Source organism: Escherichia sp. E2748 (genome assembly GCF_005781125.1).
GTDB lineage: Bacteria > Pseudomonadota > Gammaproteobacteria > Enterobacterales > Enterobacteriaceae > Escherichia.
The window spans coordinates 319,268-338,151 of the sequence record NZ_VATP01000001.1; the positions used below are offsets into that span (position 1 = coordinate 319,268).

An 18,884-nucleotide genomic window follows, 5' to 3' on the forward strand; every position below is an offset into this window, starting at 1 on the left:
GCTACACCGCCTTATTAGGATCAAATGCGTCGCGGACGGCTTCACCAATAAAGATCAGCAAAGACAACAATATCGCCACCGACAAGAAGGCAGTGATCCCAAGCCACGGAGCCTGAAGGTTATTTTTCCCTTGTAGCAGCAGTTCGCCGAGTGATGGTGAACCGAGCGGCAGACCGAAGCCGAGGAAATCGAGCGAGGTCAGGGTGGTTATCGAACTACATAAAATAAACGGTAAAAAGGTGAGAGTAGCGACCATGGCATTCGGCAACATATGACGCAGGATGATACTGCGATCGCTGACGCCAAGCGCCTGCGCTGCGCGGATGTAGTCGAAATTACGGGTACGTAAAAACTCAGCCCGTACCACGCCGACCAGACTCATCCAGCCAAATAAGACAGTAATTGCCAGCAGCCACCAGAAGTTAGGCTGTACGACGCTGGAAAGTAAAATAATCAAAAACAGCGTCGGCATCCCCGACCATACTTCAATAAAGCGTTGCCCCCAGAGATCCACTTTCCCACCGTAATAGCCTTGCAGCGCCCCCGCCAGCACGCCCATTACACTGGAGCAGAGTGTCAACATCAGACCAAACAGAACCGAGATCCGCGTGCCATACAGAATGCGCGCCAGCACATCGCCGCCGTTGGCATCCGTTCCCAGCCAGTTTTGCCGGGAAGGTGGGGAGGGGAAGGGCTTGTCGGTGGAAAAGTTGATACTGGTAGCGCCAAAGCGAATCGGCGCCCACAATACCCAGCCTTTATCTTCCAGCCGTTGTTTCAGCCACGGGTCCTGATAATCAGCCTGACTTGCCAGCGGGCCGCCAAAATCACTCTCACTGTAGTTTTTCAGCAACGGGAAATACCAGCTGCCGTCATAACGTACCAGCAATGGCTTATCGTTGGCGATCAGTTCAGAACACAAACTCAAACCAAACAAGATGAGGAAAATCCATAACGACCAGTAGCCGCGGCGATTATGACGAAAACGCGCCCAACGGGCCTGATTGACGGGGCTGAGTCGCGACATTAGCGTCCCTCAAAATCAATACGAGGATCGACCAGCGTATAGCTGATATCACTGACAATATTCAGCAGCAGGCCAATCAGGGTGAAAATGTACAGGGTGCCAAACATCACCGGATAATCGCGCGAGACGGTCGCTTCGTAGCCCAGTAAACCGAGGCCATTGAGCGAAAACATCACTTCAATTAACAGAGAGCCGGTGAAAAACATGCTGATAAACGTCGCCGGAAAACCGGCAATCACCAGCAGCATGGCGTTGCGGAACACATGTTTCCAGAGAATATTTTTTTCGCTTACCCCTTTCGCACGCGCGGTCACCACGTATTGCTTACGCACTTCATCAAGGAATGAGTTTTTTGTCAGCATGGTCAGCGCCGCAAAGCCGCCAATCACCGTAGCCAGCACCGGCAGCGTGATATGCCACAGATAATCCGTGATTTTCTGATACCACGGCAGCGAATCAAAGTTAGCGGAAACCAGGCCGCGTAGAGGGAACAGGTCGAAATAGCTGCCGCCCGCGAAGAAGACAATCAGCAGGATGGCGAACAAAAAGGCTGGAATGGCGTAGCCGATGATGATAAATGCGCTGCTCCAGACATCAAAGCGGCTGCCGTTATAAACGGCTTTGCGAATACCCAGTGGAATCGACACCAGATAGATAATCAGCGTGCTCCACAATCCGAGGGTGATGGAAACAGGCAGACTGTCTTTAATCAGCGTCAGCACCGAGGCGCTGCGAAACAGGCTGTCGCCAAAATCAAAGCGAATGTAGTCCCAAAGCATTTTGAAGTAACGTTCGTGGATCGGCTTATCGAAACCGTAGCGATGCGTGATCTCAGCGATCACTTCGGGATCTAACCCGCGTCCGCCACGGTAATTACTGTCGCTGATATTGCCGACGCCCGTTTGCGCATGGCTGGCACGAACGCCTTCGCCGCCTGCGCCGGGTAATACTCCGGCATTACCAAACTCAATGGCGGCGATGGCCTGGTCGACGGGGCCGCCAGGCGCAATTTGCACGATGAAAAAGTTGATGGTGATAATCGCCCATAATGTTGGGATCACCAGCAACAGACGGCGAATCAGGTAAGCGCCCATCTACTCTCCCTGTTTGCTGGCGGACGGCAGTTTGGCCGCTTTATTGACGTCATACCACCAGGTATCGATACCGAGGCTATAGATGGGGCGCACGGCCGGCTGGGAGAATTTATCCCACCAGGCGAGACGGTCTTCCGCCATGTACCACATCGGCAACATGTAATAATTCCACGTTAATACGCGATCCAGGGCGCGCCCCAGAGGCAGTAATTTTTCTTTATTTCCCTGGGCGGCAATAATTTGGTTAATTAGCGAGTCGATAACCGGGCTTTGCACGCCGGGGGCATTATAAGTGGAGTTGATATATTCCGATGACCAGGAAATCTGTAAATCGGAACTGGGCCACGGCATCGCCCGCCACACGCGCGGCATCATGTCATAGTCGCGGCTGCGCATTCGGTTGGTGATTTGCGAGTTATCCACCTTGCGAATGTCCATGTTGATACCCAGCCGTTGCAGGCTATGTTGGAACGGCAATACCCACTGACTATTGCTGCTTGCAGGAAGCAATAATTCAAAGCTGAGTGGCTGGCCTGTGGTGGCATTAACGCGTTGCTGACCTTTCAGCACCCAGCCTGCATCGTTGAGAAGTTTGTCGGCTTTTAACAGGTTGTCACGGTCGTAGCCATCGCCTTTGGACACTGGTGGCTGGTAGATTTGCGTGAACACTTCTGGCGGTAGATCTTTTTTCATTGGCGCCAGAAGCACCAGCTCAGCGGCGTCGGGGTAATTTCTGGCCGCGTATTCGGTATTCTGAAAATAACTGTTCGTGCGACTCCAGGCATTGTAAAACAACGCCTTATTCATCCATTCAAAGTCAAAGGCGAGGGTGATGGCTTCCCGGACCCGGCGATCGCTGAATACCGGTCGTTGAATATTAAACGCCAGCCAGCGCGTATCCTGGGCTGATTCGTTCTTTTGCTCATCTTTGATAATGTATTTTTTATCGAAATTCTTACCGGTATAGCGCGTAGCCCAGTTTTTGGCGTCGTTTTCCATACGCAAATCAAAGGCACCGGCTTTAAACGCTTCAAAGGCGACATTATCATCGAGGTAATAATCATAGCGAATGGTATCGAAATTCCAGCGACCACGATTTACCGGTAAATCGGCCGCCCAGTAATCTTTAACGCGAGAATAAACAATATTCTGGCCCATTTTCCAGGATGTAATGCGGTACGGACCACTGGCAAGCGGAGGCGTAGAGAGCGGGTCGCTAAGTTTATGATCCTTCCAGTACTTTTCTGGAAATACCGGCAGCGAAAACAGACTCAGCATATCTTCTTTGCCTGGTTTGGCTAATTCAATACGCACGGTTAATGGCGCTATGGCTTTGACCGTTGTGCCTTTGTATACCAGGCGAAACTGCGGCACGCCCTCGGTCATAAATTTTTGAAAAGTAAACTCAACGTCGCGCGCGGTAATCGGCGAACCATCATGAAAACGGGCGCGCGGATTGATAGCGACTTCTACCCAGGAATAATCGTCAGCATAGCGTGCGCTTTCGGCAATCAGCGGGTAATAACTGCCGGGTTCGTCATCGGAAGTGGTAAATAGCGTGTCGTACAGTTGCTCGGTGCGTGCGCCGGGGTTTCCGCGTAGTGCATAGCGGTTAAAATTATCGAAGGTACCAATGGAGGATAACGTTATTTGCCCGCCCTTCGGCGCAGCGGGATTCACATAATCAAAATGGTTGAAATTAAAAGCATACCGGGGTTCTCCCAGCACCGCAAAGGCATAGCTTTCCTTGATAGCTTGCGCCTGCGCACCGAAGGTGAACAGGGTGATAAACAGCAGCAGTATGCGCACAATCATCTGCAACGGATTTCCTTTTACTCATCATTAGCCGCAATCCGGCATGCTTCAACTATGAATAATAAGGGACACAAGCACACCTTACCACTGCGGCGTATGCGGTTTCTCCAGCCAGCGGACAAAATCATCTATCGGTAAGGGACGGCTAATCCAATAGCCTTGCAGGAAATTAACACCGCGCTCACGTAGCCAGCGCGCCTGTTCCGGTGTTTCGACACCTTCAGCAACCGTCAGCATATTGAGACGTTTCGCCAGCGTGAGCACCGCGTCAAGCACCGGAGATGTGACCGTTTCCGTACCTATAGCATTGATAAATCCACGGTCAATTTTCAGATACTCGAGCGTGAAGCGTTCCAGATAGATAAGCGCACTGTGTCCGGTGCCGAAGTCATCAATAGCAATTTCCACGCCGACAGAGTGCAGCCAGGCGAACAGTTTTGTGGCCTCATGCTCTTTCAGCATATCGCGCTCGGTTATCTCCAGTACAATCTGGAAATGGTGCGCGGGTAGGGAGGCGAGCAGCCGATGTATATCCGCTTTAAAGCTCTCGCTGTGCAGATGTTCCGGTGCGATATTAATGCCAAACTTTATGCCCACCGGCAGTACGTTTTGTAATTCAGCCGCATCACGGGCTATAAGCTCAAACAGATGCTGGGTCAGCGGCACGATCATCTTTTGCGATTCGGCATATTGAATGAAGGCATCCGGCGGGATTTCACCTGCAACAGGGTGACGCCAGCGTAGCAGCACTTCCAGGCCCGTGACCCGCAGCGTTGGTGTATCAACCACCGGCTGATACACCAGGTAAAATTGCTCACGTTTGATGGCAGCCATAATTTCTCTGCCAGGGCGCATGCGCACACTCATCAGGTAATAGCAGAGCAGGCCAACGACCGTTCCACTCATACCGCCCAGTAAAAACGCATACCACACATCGTTCCATGTCCAGTCATCAGCATAAAGACGCACAGTCAGCGGAATGCCTGTTATTTTGGTTTCGCGTACGGGTTTGCCGGATAACTCACGGACGTTCATCAAATGCGACGAAAATGTCGAAAGCACGGTATCGCCAATAATGAGTGCGATTCCGTCGAAATCTTGCTGACGAGAGCTATAGAGAAGATATGGCGTCAGGTGCAGGTTTAATGCTGCAAAAACGCCGCTATTTTTCAATAAAGGGTTGCGATACCAGATGACGATAGCGGGTTTGTTGGGCACCATTGGCGTGCCAGGCAACATCGCCATATCGACGTCTTTGTTAATATCGAGCGCCGGGATCAACTCATTGAGCGGTATATCCATCTCCCCCGTTGCTGATGAACAAAAGCTCTTTTTATCCTTCACCAGCACAAATGTGCGAACATTCATGCTAAACGCCGCGCGGGCAGTTAGTTCAGGGTTAGCCTGCTGACAGGTATCTAAGGTGAGCGGCTGTAGGCGGTCAGTGGTTAATTTCAGGTCGGCGAAGTAGGTATCGAGATACTTTTGTACGTCGGTAATCAGTGTGTCGTATTTGACTTCGTGTTTATGCCAGGCAACCAAAAACTGAAGACAGCTGACCAGTATTGCAATCATCACGCCCGCAATAATGCAGGTAAGCAGGATCTTACGTCCGGAAGAGGGAGCGCGTATGAACATGGTTCCGTTAATATTCCCGAGATTACGACAACGCTGAAGTGGAAGAGAATGACGGGACTATAGCCTGGTTCAAGGCACGGAAACATCATTTTCTATGATGAATGAAAACAAAAAAGCACTGCTTAAGCAGTGCCTTCAGTTAACTCGTCAGGATAGCCAAGGGATTGCATCCAAACGGTTTATTAGCTGCGGCTAAGAACCCGACGTGCTTCGTTGTAACGCTTTTTCCAGTACGGCTCATTCATGCTGGAAATAATAACCCCACTGCTGGTGGAAGCATGAACGAACTGATTGTTGCCGATATAAATACCGACATGGCGTCCAGTTGAACCAGCACGGAACAGAACTAAGTCACCTGTACGCAAATTACTGCGGGAAACTGACTTGCCCATTTCCTGCTGTTCATAAGTTGAACGAGGAAGTTCTAAGCCAAATTGTTCGCGGAATGTACGCTGTACGAAACCAGAACAATCGATACCTTTTTTAGTGCTGCCACCCAGACGATAACGTACGCCTTTCCAGTCAGCATACTGATCCATAATTCGCGATTTTACGTCGACATTACGAACCAGATTTTCAAATTCATCCTGAGAAGCTTGCAGTGATGATGTTTCACTACCCACTGCACGTGTCTCAGGATGCATATTCTTTGCGGTGTTATTTGCACTACATGCAGAAAGCAGAACCGCTACTGCAATCGCGGGAATCCCGCGCAAGATATATCTCAAAATCGGTTGAGATTTGACCATGTTGTTTGTTTTCCCTTGAAGTCCTTAACGACAAATATCGTTATAAAAAAATGCCAAGCGACACGAGACTAATTACCTGGGCACGTTGAAACAATTCCTTAAGGCCAAATCTGTGGACTAACGCACAAAATTATATGCTGTGAGGATAATCTACCGCCGAGGCAAAACGTGTTCGAGATTACCCGATTGACGCGGTCTTGGCGAGCGGTTTTACATGATTTTTTATAAGAAAAAGTGATACAGAAAGTTAATAAACGGGATTGGTCAATTAAAGCACTGTTGTCTAAAAGATGCGCAATCCATTCATTTGCTTAGAGAATGATCATTTCACTTAATGAACGAGAGCAAAGTCGCACATCATCAGGATTATCCCTACTATGAAAATAAACCTGATGATGTTAATTACTGTGAGTTATTTGTTTTATGAATGTTTATTTTTTCCAGGCAGTGATTTGTCAAAAAAGGCGATTAATTGATCACTTAAAGGTGTCATTAGCCACCAGGGCAACCCAATCAATATCACCGTCATGGAACCGACAATGATATCGGTAAACCAATGTGCGCCAATCATCACTCTGGGAAATGCAAAAACCACAAATATAATAAGGGCGATTACTCCTGCGACTTTTCCGAAATATCGCCACATAAAAGCGGAAAAAATAAGCAGCATCATGCCATGATCGCCGGGAAAACTATCTCGTGAGGCATCTTTCGTTGGAACAGATAGCAGTTCGCTGACGCGGTTAATATCTGTAAAGGTCAATGTCGGACTGGCCCGTTTTACCGGAATAAATGCCTGGCCCAACTGGTTTAATACCACTGCGGTTAACAGCATGACCAGACCAATAATCACAATACGCCGTCTGCCGGGTGCGTTTTCTTTCAGCCAGAAACTCAGCATCAGTATTCCCATCGCCAGCAGTGAACAACCGTCGAAGGCGCGATTATTAGTCAACGCAACCAGCCATAAAAGAGTCTTGCTTTCGACCAGTTTCTGATTAAAAAAATAAAAAATATCCGCGTCAATTGGCAACCAGAATCCATGATTGACGGGAATGTACCAGGAAAGAAACAGCGCGAGGCCGACAATATTTAACAGCACTATTTGCGGCAAATTTTTGATCATATTTTCTCTAATTATCTTACTGAAAAACGCAGGCAACCTTACGCGTTGGTCGCTAAACGAAGCTTCAACAGCGCGCTCTGTAAGGCGTTCCAGTCAGTTTCGCTGCTGGAAATCAGCTCAATGCGGCTATCTGGTGGTGCAACGTTTTGCGTTTCAATGTGTAGGTCATCGCCCTGACGGTTGATGCGCACAAGACCTTCTGGTATCCGCATCACGCCTTTTACGCGTCCGACCGGCGCAAGCCGCGCCCATTCCAGAATGCCAATGGTGTCGAACACGGTATCAGCGTCGAATATCCAACCGCAGGCCTGGTGTCCTTGTCCGCTATTCAGACTGCGACGCCAGCGTTGATGCTCTGGCAGGCTTAATGCCGCTAATCCTTTTTTCTCGTTATGTTGATGCGAATGGGCAGCGCTGGCGGGTAACTCAGTTAAATTTCGACGAGGTAAATCCAGAAGATGACCTTCAATTTGCCCATGATCGCTGTGAATTAATTGCCGTTCGCCACCGTTTTGTTGCCACCAGTGTTGTAACGCTTGCTCGCTTTCTGGCGTAGCACGGTCGGATTTATTGGCGACAATGATGTCTGCGGCAGCCAGTTGATCACGGAAGTTTTCATTACCGACGCTTTTTTCGTCCAGCAGCAGGCGCGGATCGAGAATGCACAACGTGGCGCGCAGATCGATCCACGGTTCATAGACCGGCGCGGTTAACAGATCGAGGATCTGTTTCGGATGACCCAGTCCGGTCGGCTCTATCAGCAAGCGGTCTGGTTTTCCCTGGCGCAGTAAGGTATTCAACCCTACCTGCATGGGTAAACCATTAACGCAGCACATGCAGCCGCCGGGGATCTCTTTCAGCAATGCGCCGCTATCAGCGAGCAAAGCACCATCAATTCCGACTTCCCCAAATTCATTAACCAGAACCGCCCATTTTTCATTGGGATCTTTGTGGGCTAGCAGATGAAGAATAGAGGTTGTTTTCCCGCTGCCGAGAAAACCGGTGATGAGGTTGGTCCTGGTCACAACGGCTCCGCAATAATCAGATGAGTTAACTGTGCGTTAATCCTGGCTAAAAAAGGCGGAAAAGAGAAGAGAGAGGGCGGACGAAGCGATGCTCCATCCGCTTTAACCGCAGAAATCGTTAAATTTTGAGGGTGTTTAATAGCGCCTGATGCGCGCCGAACTGCGCGATTTGTTGCCAGGCTTGTTCGATGGTCTGCACAAAATGCGGGTTATCTGGTAGGTCATCACCGAATACTTCATGCAAAGAAAGCAGGGCGGTGACGCGTTGTTCACTGCTACTGCCCGCAACGAGGTTGTGAATTTTATCGTAAAGCGGATCGCGGACATCGATAGCTTTTCCGGCATCATCTACGCCGCTCACATAGCGCATCCAACCTGCGACGCCTAATGCCAGTAACGGCCAGTTTGTTTCGCGAGCCAGATGGATGCTAATCCCTGCCAACATGCGTTGCGGTAATTTTTGACTGCCATCCATCGCGATTTGCCAGGTCTTATGTTTCAGCGCTGGATTGGCAAAACGTTCAATTAACGTATCCGCATAGTATGTTAAATCGACATCTTTAATCCGTAGCGTTGGCGCTTGCTCCTCCAGCATTAATGTTCTGGCGGCATGGCGAAATGCGCGGTCCTGCATGCAATCACTAATATGGGCGAATCCAGCCAGGTAGCCCAGATAAGCGAGAAAAGAGTGGCTGCCATTAAGCATGCGCAGTTTCATCTCTTCCCACGGCAGGACATCATCCACCATTTGTACACCTGCGATTTCCCAGGCTGGGCGCCCTGCGACGAAGTTATCTTCTACCACCCATTGGATAAACGGCTCGCAGCTAATTGCACAGGGATCATTCACGCCCAGATATTGGCTAATTTCTGCCAGTGATTCTTCCGTTGCTGCCGGGACAATGCGGTCGACCATGGTTCCCGGAAAGCTGACGTGTTCTTTTATCCACTCGGCAAGTTCTGGAGAGCGTTTTTCAGCCATCCCCAGCACCGCATTTTTCACCACATGACCATTGTCGGGAATATTATCGCAGGAAAGTACGGTAAACGGCGCAAGGCCACGTTCACGACGGCGTTTCAGCGCTTCGACAAGAATGCCTGGCGCGGAGTGAGGTTCTTCCGGGCTTTGTAAGTCATGAATAATCCGCGAATTATTGGTATCAAGCGCACCGGTGGCCGGGTCGATACAATAACCTTTTTCGGTAATGGTCAGGGACACAATTGCCACCTGCGGTTCGCAAAACTTCTCAATAATCGCCGCTAAGGAATCCAGTTTTGCATTCAGGCATTCATGAACGGCCCCGACAATAATCGCCTGATTGCCGTCTGCGCCTTTCTCCAACACGGTATATAAATGATCCTGTTCGCGAAGTTGGCTCATTAGCCGATCGCCGCTGAACAAACTGATTTCACAGATCCCCCAATCGCTGCTCTGGGCATTCAGCACACGGTCGGTCAGTAACGCCTGATGTGCGCGGTGAAAGGCTCCAAAGCCAAAATGAACGATACGGGATTTCAATTGCTGGCGATCGTAACGTGGAGTGTGAATGTGAGGCGGGAACGTAGTGGAGGCAATTGTGTTCATAGAAGTCACGTCTTAGTAACGATTGATTAACAACGCTAGTGTAAAGTTATATGACAGCAATTGAAATTGGTCTGGATTGTTAATGCGATGAAGTGTGAGGACGATCAATTTACAAGTGAATATTGCAGGCGAAAGGTGTTCAGGAGGCGCAAAATGAAGGATTGGTATAATAAATTAAAAAGGGACAGTCTGAGCTGTCCCTGTTCTGAATGTGGCTGAAGTTAGTCAGCACGCCCCATATAACGGCGTTCTTCGATATGGATACGAATTTTTTCGCCCGGGCTTAAGTATTCTGGTACCTGAATCACCAGGCCGGTGCTCAAGGTCGCCGGTTTGTTACGGGCACTGGCAGAAGCGCCTTTGATGCCAGGAGCGGTTTCAACGATTTCCAGATCAACGGTCTGCGGCAGTTCAAGCGCCAGCAGTTGACCGTCCCAGGTCAGAACCTGCATGTCTGGCATGCCGCCTTCCGGCATAAACAGCAGTTCTTCTTCAATCTGATCTTTGGTGAAGGTATACGGGGTATAGTCTTCTTTATCCATAAAGACATATTCGTTGCCATCGACGTAGGAGAAGTCAACGTAGCGGCGGGTCAGCGTCACGGTATCAACGATATCATCGCCTTTAAAGCGTTCTTCCACTTTCAGCCCGGTACGGACGTCTGAAAAACGCATTTTGTACAGCGTAGCGGCACCGCGGGCGGTAGGCGACTGAATATCAATGTCCTTAACCAGCAGCAGTTTGCCGTTGTAATTCAGTACCATACCTTTTTTAATTTCGTTCGCTCTTGGCATCGAAAAATTCCTGTTGTCGAAAATGTCAAAAATATCGCGACAAACTACTCGCGACGGGCCTTTCAGGCAAGTGGTATTCGCACTTTTGCTGGTGCCAAAAAGGTGGTAATGTGCGCGCTCCTCAATCCGGTGGTTAACCTTAAGAGAACAACGTATGGAATGCCGTCCGGGTTGCGGGGCGTGTTGCACCGCCCCCTCAATCTCCAGTCCTATTCCCGGTATGCCAGATGGCAAGCCCGCCAATACGCCCTGCATTCAGCTTGATGAACAGCAACGCTGTAAAATTTTCACATCTCCACTGCGGCCGAAAGTTTGCGCAGGCTTGCAGGCCAGTGCTGAAATGTGCGGTAACACGCGTCAGCAGGCCATGACCTGGCTTATCGATCTGGAAATGTTGACCGCGCCTTAAACATCTTTAATCCGCAGCAAGCAAAACAGGGTGGCGATAACCATCACCATCGCAAACCAGAACACCGCGTGATAATTCCAGATCTCGGCGACGATGCCCGCCACTGAACCAGCGATGATCCAGCCCACGCGCGACGTATTGGTATAGAGCGTGGTGGCTGAACCTGCCTGACCGGGCATCAGGTCCTGGAAATAGAGCATCCCGATACCGCCCAGAATGCCGATAAAAATAGCATTCAGCAGCTGTAAGCCCAACAGAATGACAGGTGAATGTGCCATCAGCATACCTGCGTAAAAACAGATGCCACCTACGGCGGCAACGCGCATTAAGAAGCGCTTACCCAGACGTTTGGCAAAATATCCGGCAATCAACATGGTCGGAATTTCCAGCCCGGCTGCGGTCCCCATCATCACGCCCGCCAGTTTCTCAGGAAGATGCAGTTCGTTGATAATAAACAGTGGCATGTTGATGATATACAGACTGTTCGAGCCCCACATCAATGTACAAATCACAAACAACAGCAGTGTATCGCGACGATTACGGCGAGGCGCTTCAACCGTGTCAGTTGCTTGCGGTACCTCTTTTTGCATCGACGGTAAAAACAACCACACCATCACGCCGCAGACAATAAACGCCACCGCCGCGCTGAGATACATTACCGTAAAGCTGAATCCCATCGCTAAGGCATACGCCAGCGGCGGGCCAATGACCCACGCTAACGATACCTGGGCGCGTAAAAAAGAGCTGAACATCACCGCTTCACGCCCGGTTTTGTCGGCATGTTCACGAGCAAGAGCAAACATTTGCGGGTTGGCGGTAGAACCAAAGCTGCTTAAAAAAACGCCGACGAATAACAAAACAAAGTAGTTGCGATTCCAGGCAAAAAGGGTACAGGCCAGCATGCCTAACAGGCAGCAAAAGACAATCAGCGATTTACGATCGCCGCGTTTATCAGAGCGTCCGGCGAGAAACTGACTGACCAGAATTCCGATAACGGCGCTGCCGGTAAAGAAGAATCCCACCATCGCCGGGCGCGCGTGCACTTCATCAGTGAGGAAAATACTTAGCGTCGGGGTTTGCAGGGCACCTGCAATACCGGTGAGAAAGGCAACAATTAAAAACGCCGCTGACGTCAGGTCAAACGATTTCGCGCTGGAAACTGCGGGGGAGTTATGCATGCTGGTCGATCAGTGAAAGATGAAGACGCGGAGTTTACGCTGCCTGTCAGAAAATAAACAGTCAGTGAAATCAAACTCGCTACGAATAATCAAAATGGCATTTCACTCTTGCTGATCCTCAGCTGACGCCGCCGAAATGCTAATGCTGATGGCTAATTTCACTGTCAGCATTTCAGATTTTTGGCAAAAAAATGTGCAGCACATCAAACTTTTGGACATAATTTAGCGGCTTCCCTTGCGTGCTGAAGAAGAAGTATTATTCTTAATTGAAACGTTTCAGCGCGATCTTGTCTTTAATCCTTAGCCAGGTTGGCGCTTTTTTTCTCATAGAAGCTGAATCGTTTCAATTCAGCAAAAGAGGAGAACTATGTTCCAGTTATCCGTACAGGACATCCATCCGGGCGAGAAGGCCGGAGACAAAGAAGAGGCTATTCGCAAGGTCGCCGCGGCGCTGGTGCAAGCCGGTAATGTAGCGGAAGGCTACGTCAATGGCATGCTGGCACGCGAACAGCAAACCTCAACCTTTCTCGGCAACGGGATTGCTATTCCACACGGTACTACCGACACCCGCGATCAGGTCCTGAAAACCGGCGTTCAGGTATTTCAGTTCCCGGAAGGTGTGACATGGGGTGAAGGTCAAGTCGCGTATGTTGCTATCGGTATTGCCGCCAGCTCCGATGAACATCTGGGCTTGCTGCGCCAACTAACCCATGTACTGAGCGATGACTCCGTTGCTGAACAACTGAAGTCAGCAATAACAGCAGAAGAACTTCGCGCATTGCTGATGGGCGAAAAGCAGAGTGAGCAGCTGAAGCTCGATAACGAAATGCTGACGCTGGATATCGTTGCCAGTGATTTGCTGACCCTGCAAGCGTTAAACGCTGCTCGTCTGAAAGAAGCGGGCGCAGTTGACGCTACCTTCGTCACCAAAGCCATCAACGAGCAGCCATTAAATCTCGGGCAAGGCATCTGGCTGAGCGATAGCGCCGAAGGTAATCTGCGTAGCGCGATTGCGGTAAGCCGTGCGGCAAATGCTTTTGATGTGGACGGCGAAACGGCTGCCATGCTGGTGAGTGTGGCGATGAATGACGATCAGCCCGTCGCGGTTCTTAAGCGTCTCGCCGATTTGCTGCTCGACAATAAAGCTGACCGCTTGCTGAAAGCAGATGCGGCAACGCTGCTGGCACTGCTGACCAGCGATGATGCGCCGACCGACGACGTGTTAAGCGCGGAGTTTGTGGTGCGCAATGAACACGGCCTGCATGCCCGTCCAGGCACCATGTTGGTCAATACCATTAAACAATTTAACAGTGATATTACCGTGACAAACCTTGATGGCACCGGCAAACCGGCAAACGGACGTAGTCTGATGAAAGTTGTAGCACTTGGCGTTAAGAAAGGTCATCGCCTACGCTTTACCGCCCAGGGACCAGATGCTGAACAGGCGCTGAACGCCATTGGCGACGCCATCGCCGCAGGTCTTGGGGAGGGCGCGTAATGAGCAGACGTGTTGCTACGATCACCCTTAATCCGGCTTATGACCTTGTTGGTTTCTGCCCGGAAATTGAACGCGGCGAAGTGAACCTGGTAAAAACCACCGGTCTGCATGCGGCGGGTAAAGGTATCAACGTTGCCAAAGTTCTGAAAGATCTGGGTATTGATGTCACTGTTGGCGGCTTCCTCGGTAAAGATAACCAGGATGGGTTTCAGCAATTGTTCAGCGAGCTGGGCATTGCCAACCGTTTCCAGGTTGTACAGGGGCGCACCCGTATTAATGTCAAGTTGACGGAAAAAGACGGCGAAGTGACTGACCTCAACTTCTCTGGTTTTGAAGTCACTCCAGCCGACTGGGAACGCTTTGTGACGGATTCTCTGAGCTGGCTTGGTCAGTTCGATATGGTCTGTGTCAGCGGCAGTTTACCATCAGGCGTCAGCCCGGAAGCCTTCACCGACTGGATGACTCGCCTGCGTAGTCAGTGTCCTTGCATTATCTTTGATAGTAGTCGTGAAGCGTTAGTGGCAGGTTTGAAAGCGGCACCGTGGCTGGTGAAACCTAACCGCCGCGAGCTGGAAATCTGGGCTGGCCGTAAACTGCCTGAAATGAAAGATGTGATTGAAGCTGCGCATGCGCTGCGTGAACAAGGTATCGCGCATGTCGTTATTTCACTGGGTGCCGAAGGCGCGCTTTGGGTTAATGCCTCCGGCGAATGGATCGCCAAACCACCGTCAGTCGATGTCGTAAGCACCGTTGGCGCAGGGGATTCTATGGTTGGTGGCCTGATTTATGGCTTGCTGATGCGTGAATCCAGTGAACACACTCTGCGTCTGGCGACAGCTGTTGCTGCCCTGGCGGTAAGTCAAAGCAATGTGGGTATTACCGATCGTCCGCAGTTGGCCGCAATGATGGCGCGCGTCGACTTACAACCTTTTAACTGACAGCAGGAGAGGCATAATGAAAACGCTGCTGATTATTGACGCTAATCTCGGTCAGGCACGCGCCTATATGGCGAAGACCCTGCTGGGCGCGGCGGCGCGAAAAGCAAAACTGGAAATCATCGACAATCCGAACGACGCTGAAATGGCGATTGTTCTCGGTGATTCCATCCCGAACGACAGCGCGCTGAACGGTAAAAATGTCTGGCTGGGCGATATTTCCCGGGCAGTTGCGCACCCTGAGCTGTTCCTGAGTGAAGCCAAAGGCCATGCGAAACCTTACACTGCGCCGGTCGCTGCGACAGCACCGGTTGCTGCCAGTGGTCCGAAACGCGTAGTTGCGGTGACTGCTTGCCCGACCGGGGTGGCGCACACTTTTATGGCGGCAGAAGCCATTGAAACCGAAGCGAAAAAACGTGGCTGGTGGGTGAAAGTTGAAACTCGTGGCTCTGTTGGCGCGGGTAATGCCATCACCCCTGAAGAAGTGGCTGCGGCGGATCTGGTCATTGTGGCGGCAGATATTGAAGTCGATCTGGCGAAATTTGCTGGTAAACCGATGTATCGCACCTCTACCGGTCTGGCGCTGAAGAAAACCGCGCAGGAACTGGATAAAGCCGTTGCTGAAGCGACGCCTTACGAACCAGCAGGCAAAGCTCAAACGGCGGCGACTGAAGGCAAGAAAGAGAGTGCAGGCGCGTATCGTCACTTGCTGACGGGCGTTTCCTACATGTTGCCGATGGTGGTTGCTGGCGGTCTGTGTATCGCGCTTTCTTTTGCTTTTGGTATCGAAGCGTTTAAAGAGCCGGGTACGTTGGCAGCGGCGCTGATGCAGATTGGGGGCGGTTCAGCCTTTGCGCTGATGGTGCCGGTACTGGCAGGTTATATTGCCTTCTCTATTGCCGACCGTCCGGGCCTCACGCCTGGCCTGATTGGCGGTATGCTGGCGGTCAGCACTGGTTCTGGTTTCATTGGCGGTATTATTGCGGGCTTCCTGGCCGGTTACATCGCGAAGTTAATCAGCACGCAGCTGAAACTGCCACAGAGTATGGAAGCGCTGAAACCGATTTTGATCATTCCGCTGATTTCCAGTCTGGTGGTTGGTCTGGCGATGATCTACCTGATCGGTAAACCGGTTGCTGGCATCCTCGAAGCTCTGACTCACTGGCTGCAAACGATGGGGACTGCGAATGCGGTTCTGCTGGGCGCGATCCTTGGCGGCATGATGTGTACTGACATGGGCGGCCCGGTTAACAAAGCGGCATACGCGTTCGGTGTGGGTCTGCTGAGTACCCAAACCTATGGCCCAATGGCAGCGATTATGGCGGCAGGTATGGTGCCACCGCTGGCAATGGGGCTGGCAACGATGGTGGCGCGTCGCAAATTCGACAAAGCGCAGCAGGAAGGCGGCAAAGCAGCTCTGGTACTGGGACTGTGCTTTATTTCCGAAGGTGCAATTCCGTTTGCTGCCCGTGATCCGATGCGTGTGCTGCCGTGCTGTATCGTTGGTGGGGCGTTGACTGGTGCAATCTCTATGGCGATTGGTGCGAAACTGATGGCACCGCACGGTGGTCTGTTTGTGCTGCTGATCCCGGGCGCAATTACGCCGGTACTGGGTTACCTGGTGGCAATTATTGCCGGTACGCTGGTGGCGGGTTTGGCTTATGCCTTCCTGAAACGTCCGGAAGTGGACGCGGTAGCGAAAGCAGCGTAATAAAAGGTGTGTTACAGGGCAGAAATTTCCAGCCCTGTATCATGTGAAGATCGCAAGGTGATTGACCCGTTCTTGAGGGTAACTCTATGAATTTATCTATTTTATCTTTAAGTTGAAACCTGAAATCTTCATCAAACATTAACATTATTTCCTCAAGGGCAGATTAATTTCTGCCCTTTTTTATTGCTTCCGTTCTGTGCATCCCGTCACAAATTCTCCGTTTTTTTAATCCATGCATTTAATAGCGTTTTGTGAGCCTGTTCAAATCTGCCCATTTTGCCCATCTGGCGGCAATTTACTTTAAGTAAAACATGCATACTATGAGCACATGTTTAAATACGAACACATGTTTAAACGTTATTTGCAGTACCTATATTCTTGTGGATTGACAGAGTTGGTAATTTTTTACCAGGGGACGTGCTATGCGCGAAAAGGAATATGTCGTAATTATAGGTTCGGCGAATATTGATGTCGCCGGATATTCACATGAATCATTAAATTATGCGGATTCAAATCCAGGGAAAATAAAATTTACACCTGGTGGAGTAGGGCGCAATATCGCGCAAAATCTGGCGTTGCTGGGGAACAAAGTCTGGCTACTTAGCGCTGTAGGCAGTGATTTTTATGGTCAATCGCTCCTGACGCAAACCAATCAATCCGGTGTTTATGTCGAGAAATGCCTGATTGTGCCAGGGGAAAATACGTCGAGCTATTTATCATTGCTCGATAATACCGGTGAAATGTTGGTTGCTATAAATGACATGAATATTAGTAACTGTATTTCTGCGGAATATCTCGCACAGCACCGTGAATTTATCCAGGGAGCAAAGGTCATTGTCGCTGACTGTAATATCAGTGAAGAGGCGTTGGTCTGGATTCTGGATAATGCCGCCGACGTACCTGTATTTGTCGATCCAGTTTCGGCATGGAAATGTGTCAAAGTGCGCGACCGTCTAAGTCAGATCCACACCCTGAAGCCAAACCGCCTTGAAGCAGAAACCCTGAGCGGGATTGCGTTGTCAGGGCGTGAAGATGTCGCAAAAGTTGCCGCCTGGTTCCATCAACATGGCCTGAACCGCCTGGTACTGAGTATGGGCGGCGACGGCGTTTACTACAGTGAAATAGGCAGTGAAAACGGCTGGTCTGCACCGATTAAAACCAATGTCATTAATGTTACCGGAGCGGGCGATGCCATGATGGCAGGTCTTGCTTCGTGTTGGGTCGACGGAATGCCGTTTGCCGAATCTGTTCGTTTTGCACAGGGATGTTCGTCAATGGCGCTCTCCTGTGAATACACCAATAACCCCAATTTATCGATTGCCAACGTTATATCGTTAGTGGAGAACGCAGAATGTCTGAATTAAACATTTCCCCTGAATTATTACAAATTTCCCCGGAAGTTCAGGATGCTTTAAAAAGCAAAAAACCAGTAGTTGCGCTGGAATCGACCATTATCTCTCACGGTATGCCGTTTCCACAAAATGCCCAGACGGCAATTGAAGTGGAAGAAACTATTCGTAAACAGGGCGCTGTACCTGCCACTATCGCCATTATTGGTGGCGTCATGAAAGTGGGCTTAAGCAAAGAAGAAATTGAATTGCTGGGTCGTGAAGGACATAACGTAACCAAAGTTAGCCGTCGCGATTTACCTTTTGTTGTTGCCGCCGGAAAAAATGGCGCAACCACCGTTGCTTCAACGATGATTATTGCGGCGCTTGCCGGAATTAAAGTATTTGCCACCGGGGGAATTGGTGGTGTACATCGCGGGGCGGAACATACCTTCGATATTTCTGCCGATTTGCAGGAACTGGCGCACACCAATGTCACCGTAGTTTGTGCCGGGGCGAAATCTATTCTCGATTTAGGCTTAACTACCGAATATTTAGAAACTTTCGGTGTACCGCTAATTGGCTATCAGACCAAAGCGCTGCCTGCGTTTTTCTGCCGGACCAGCCCGTTTGACGTCAGCATTCGTCTCGACAGTGCCACAGAAATTGCCCGCGCGATGGCGGTGAAATGGCAAAGCGGGCTGAACGGTGGCCTCGTGGTAGCGAACCCGATCCCGGAACAGTTTGCTATGCCGGAACACACTATCAATGCGGCGATCGATCAGGCGGTAGCTGAAGCTGAAGCGCAGGGTGTTATTGGTAAAGAAAGTACGCCGTTCTTGCTGGCGCGTGTTGCTGAACTGACCGGCGGCGACAGCCTGAAATCCAACATCCAGCTGGTGTTCAACAACGCCATTCTGGCGAGTGAAATTGCCAAAGAATACCAGCGTCTCGCGGGTTAATTTCCGACGG

Annotated in this window: 16 protein-coding genes; 6 read left to right on the top strand and 10 right to left on the bottom strand. The window is 50.5% G+C overall.

Annotated features, from left to right (window positions below; all coding sequences use genetic code 11):
- Window position 1 precedes the first annotated feature (1 nt).
- From FEK42_RS01485 to yeiP, 9 genes are all read right to left on the bottom strand, one after another.
- On the bottom strand, window positions 2–1,027 hold the full coding sequence (locus FEK42_RS01485; RefSeq protein WP_130217098.1) for an ABC transporter permease: 1,026 nt from the start codon (window positions 1,025–1,027) through the stop codon (window positions 2–4).
- The gene (locus tag FEK42_RS01490) at window positions 1,027–2,121 is read right to left on the bottom strand and encodes a microcin C ABC transporter permease YejB (RefSeq protein WP_000501604.1); all 1,095 of its coding nucleotides are present in this window, start codon (window positions 2,119–2,121) and stop codon (window positions 1,027–1,029) included. Before FEK42_RS01490 ends, FEK42_RS01485 begins: the two co-directional genes overlap by 1 nt.
- Window positions 2,122–3,936: an extracellular solute-binding protein gene (locus tag FEK42_RS01495; protein WP_130207106.1), complete on the bottom strand. Its 1,815-nt coding sequence runs from the start codon at window positions 3,934–3,936 to the stop codon at window positions 2,122–2,124. It lies immediately after the preceding gene.
- Window positions 3,937–4,017: 81 nt separating this feature from the next.
- On the bottom strand, window positions 4,018–5,574 hold the full coding sequence (locus tag FEK42_RS01500; RefSeq protein ID WP_130207104.1) for a cyclic di-GMP phosphodiesterase: 1,557 nt from the start codon (window positions 5,572–5,574) through the stop codon (window positions 4,018–4,020).
- Window positions 5,575–5,756: 182 nt separating this feature from the next.
- Window positions 5,757–6,323 carry a bifunctional murein DD-endopeptidase/murein LD-carboxypeptidase gene (mepS, locus tag FEK42_RS01505; RefSeq protein ID WP_000241011.1) on the bottom strand — a complete coding sequence of 189 codons (567 nt, stop codon included), beginning with the start codon at window positions 6,321–6,323 and terminating at the stop codon, window positions 5,757–5,759.
- A 421-nt stretch (window positions 6,324–6,744) separates the two neighbouring features.
- The gene (gene lpxT, locus FEK42_RS01510; RefSeq protein WP_130207102.1) at window positions 6,745–7,449 is read right to left on the bottom strand and encodes a Kdo(2)-lipid A phosphotransferase; all 705 of its coding nucleotides are present in this window, start codon (window positions 7,447–7,449) and stop codon (window positions 6,745–6,747) included.
- 38 nt (window positions 7,450–7,487) lie between these two features.
- Window positions 7,488–8,474, bottom strand: a complete 987-nt coding sequence (gene yeiR / locus FEK42_RS01515) for a zinc-binding GTPase YeiR (protein ID WP_130207100.1) — start codon at window positions 8,472–8,474, stop codon at window positions 7,488–7,490.
- 118 nt (window positions 8,475–8,592) lie between these two features.
- Window positions 8,593–10,059, bottom strand: a complete 1,467-nt coding sequence (locus FEK42_RS01520; RefSeq protein WP_138211714.1) for a mannitol dehydrogenase family protein — start codon at window positions 10,057–10,059, stop codon at window positions 8,593–8,595.
- Window positions 10,060–10,280: 221 nt separating this feature from the next.
- Entirely contained in the window at window positions 10,281–10,853 is a 573-nt protein-coding gene (gene yeiP / locus FEK42_RS01525; protein WP_001136827.1) for an elongation factor P-like protein YeiP, read from the bottom strand.
- 154 nt (window positions 10,854–11,007) lie between these two features.
- Here yeiP and FEK42_RS01530 point away from each other — a divergent pair, with 154 nt between their 5' ends.
- Window positions 11,008–11,262: a YkgJ family cysteine cluster protein gene (locus tag FEK42_RS01530; protein ID WP_064526801.1), complete on the top strand. Its 255-nt coding sequence runs from the start codon at window positions 11,008–11,010 to the stop codon at window positions 11,260–11,262.
- Here FEK42_RS01530 and setB read toward each other — a convergent pair.
- The gene (gene setB, locus FEK42_RS01535; RefSeq protein WP_130260503.1) at window positions 11,259–12,440 is read right to left on the bottom strand and encodes a sugar efflux transporter SetB; all 1,182 of its coding nucleotides are present in this window, start codon (window positions 12,438–12,440) and stop codon (window positions 11,259–11,261) included. The genes FEK42_RS01530 and setB overlap by 4 nt on opposite strands.
- Window positions 12,441–12,807: 367 nt before the next feature.
- Here setB and fruB point away from each other — a divergent pair, with 367 nt between their 5' ends.
- The 5 genes from fruB to psuG all read left to right on the top strand — a co-directional run bounded on the left by fruB (window position 12,808) and on the right by psuG (window position 18,874).
- Window positions 12,808–13,938, top strand: coding sequence for a fused PTS fructose transporter subunit IIA/HPr protein (gene fruB, locus FEK42_RS01540; protein ID WP_135492798.1), 1,131 nt, complete (start codon window positions 12,808–12,810; stop codon window positions 13,936–13,938).
- On the top strand, window positions 13,938–14,876 hold the full coding sequence (gene fruK / locus FEK42_RS01545) for a 1-phosphofructokinase (protein ID WP_000091270.1): 939 nt from the start codon (window positions 13,938–13,940) through the stop codon (window positions 14,874–14,876). The genes fruB and fruK overlap by 1 nt, the downstream gene beginning before the upstream one ends.
- A gap of 16 nt (window positions 14,877–14,892) precedes the next feature.
- Window positions 14,893–16,584: a PTS fructose transporter subunit IIBC gene (gene fruA, locus FEK42_RS01550; RefSeq protein WP_130260502.1), complete on the top strand. Its 1,692-nt coding sequence runs from the start codon at window positions 14,893–14,895 to the stop codon at window positions 16,582–16,584.
- A gap of 422 nt (window positions 16,585–17,006) precedes the next feature.
- Window positions 17,007–17,948, top strand: coding sequence for a pseudouridine kinase (locus FEK42_RS01555; protein ID WP_130207090.1), 942 nt, complete (start codon window positions 17,007–17,009; stop codon window positions 17,946–17,948).
- Window positions 17,936–18,874: a pseudouridine-5'-phosphate glycosidase gene (gene psuG, locus FEK42_RS01560; protein WP_130217118.1), complete on the top strand. Its 939-nt coding sequence runs from the start codon at window positions 17,936–17,938 to the stop codon at window positions 18,872–18,874. Before FEK42_RS01555 ends, psuG begins: the two co-directional genes overlap by 13 nt.
- The last annotated feature ends 10 nt before the right edge of the window (window positions 18,875–18,884 follow it).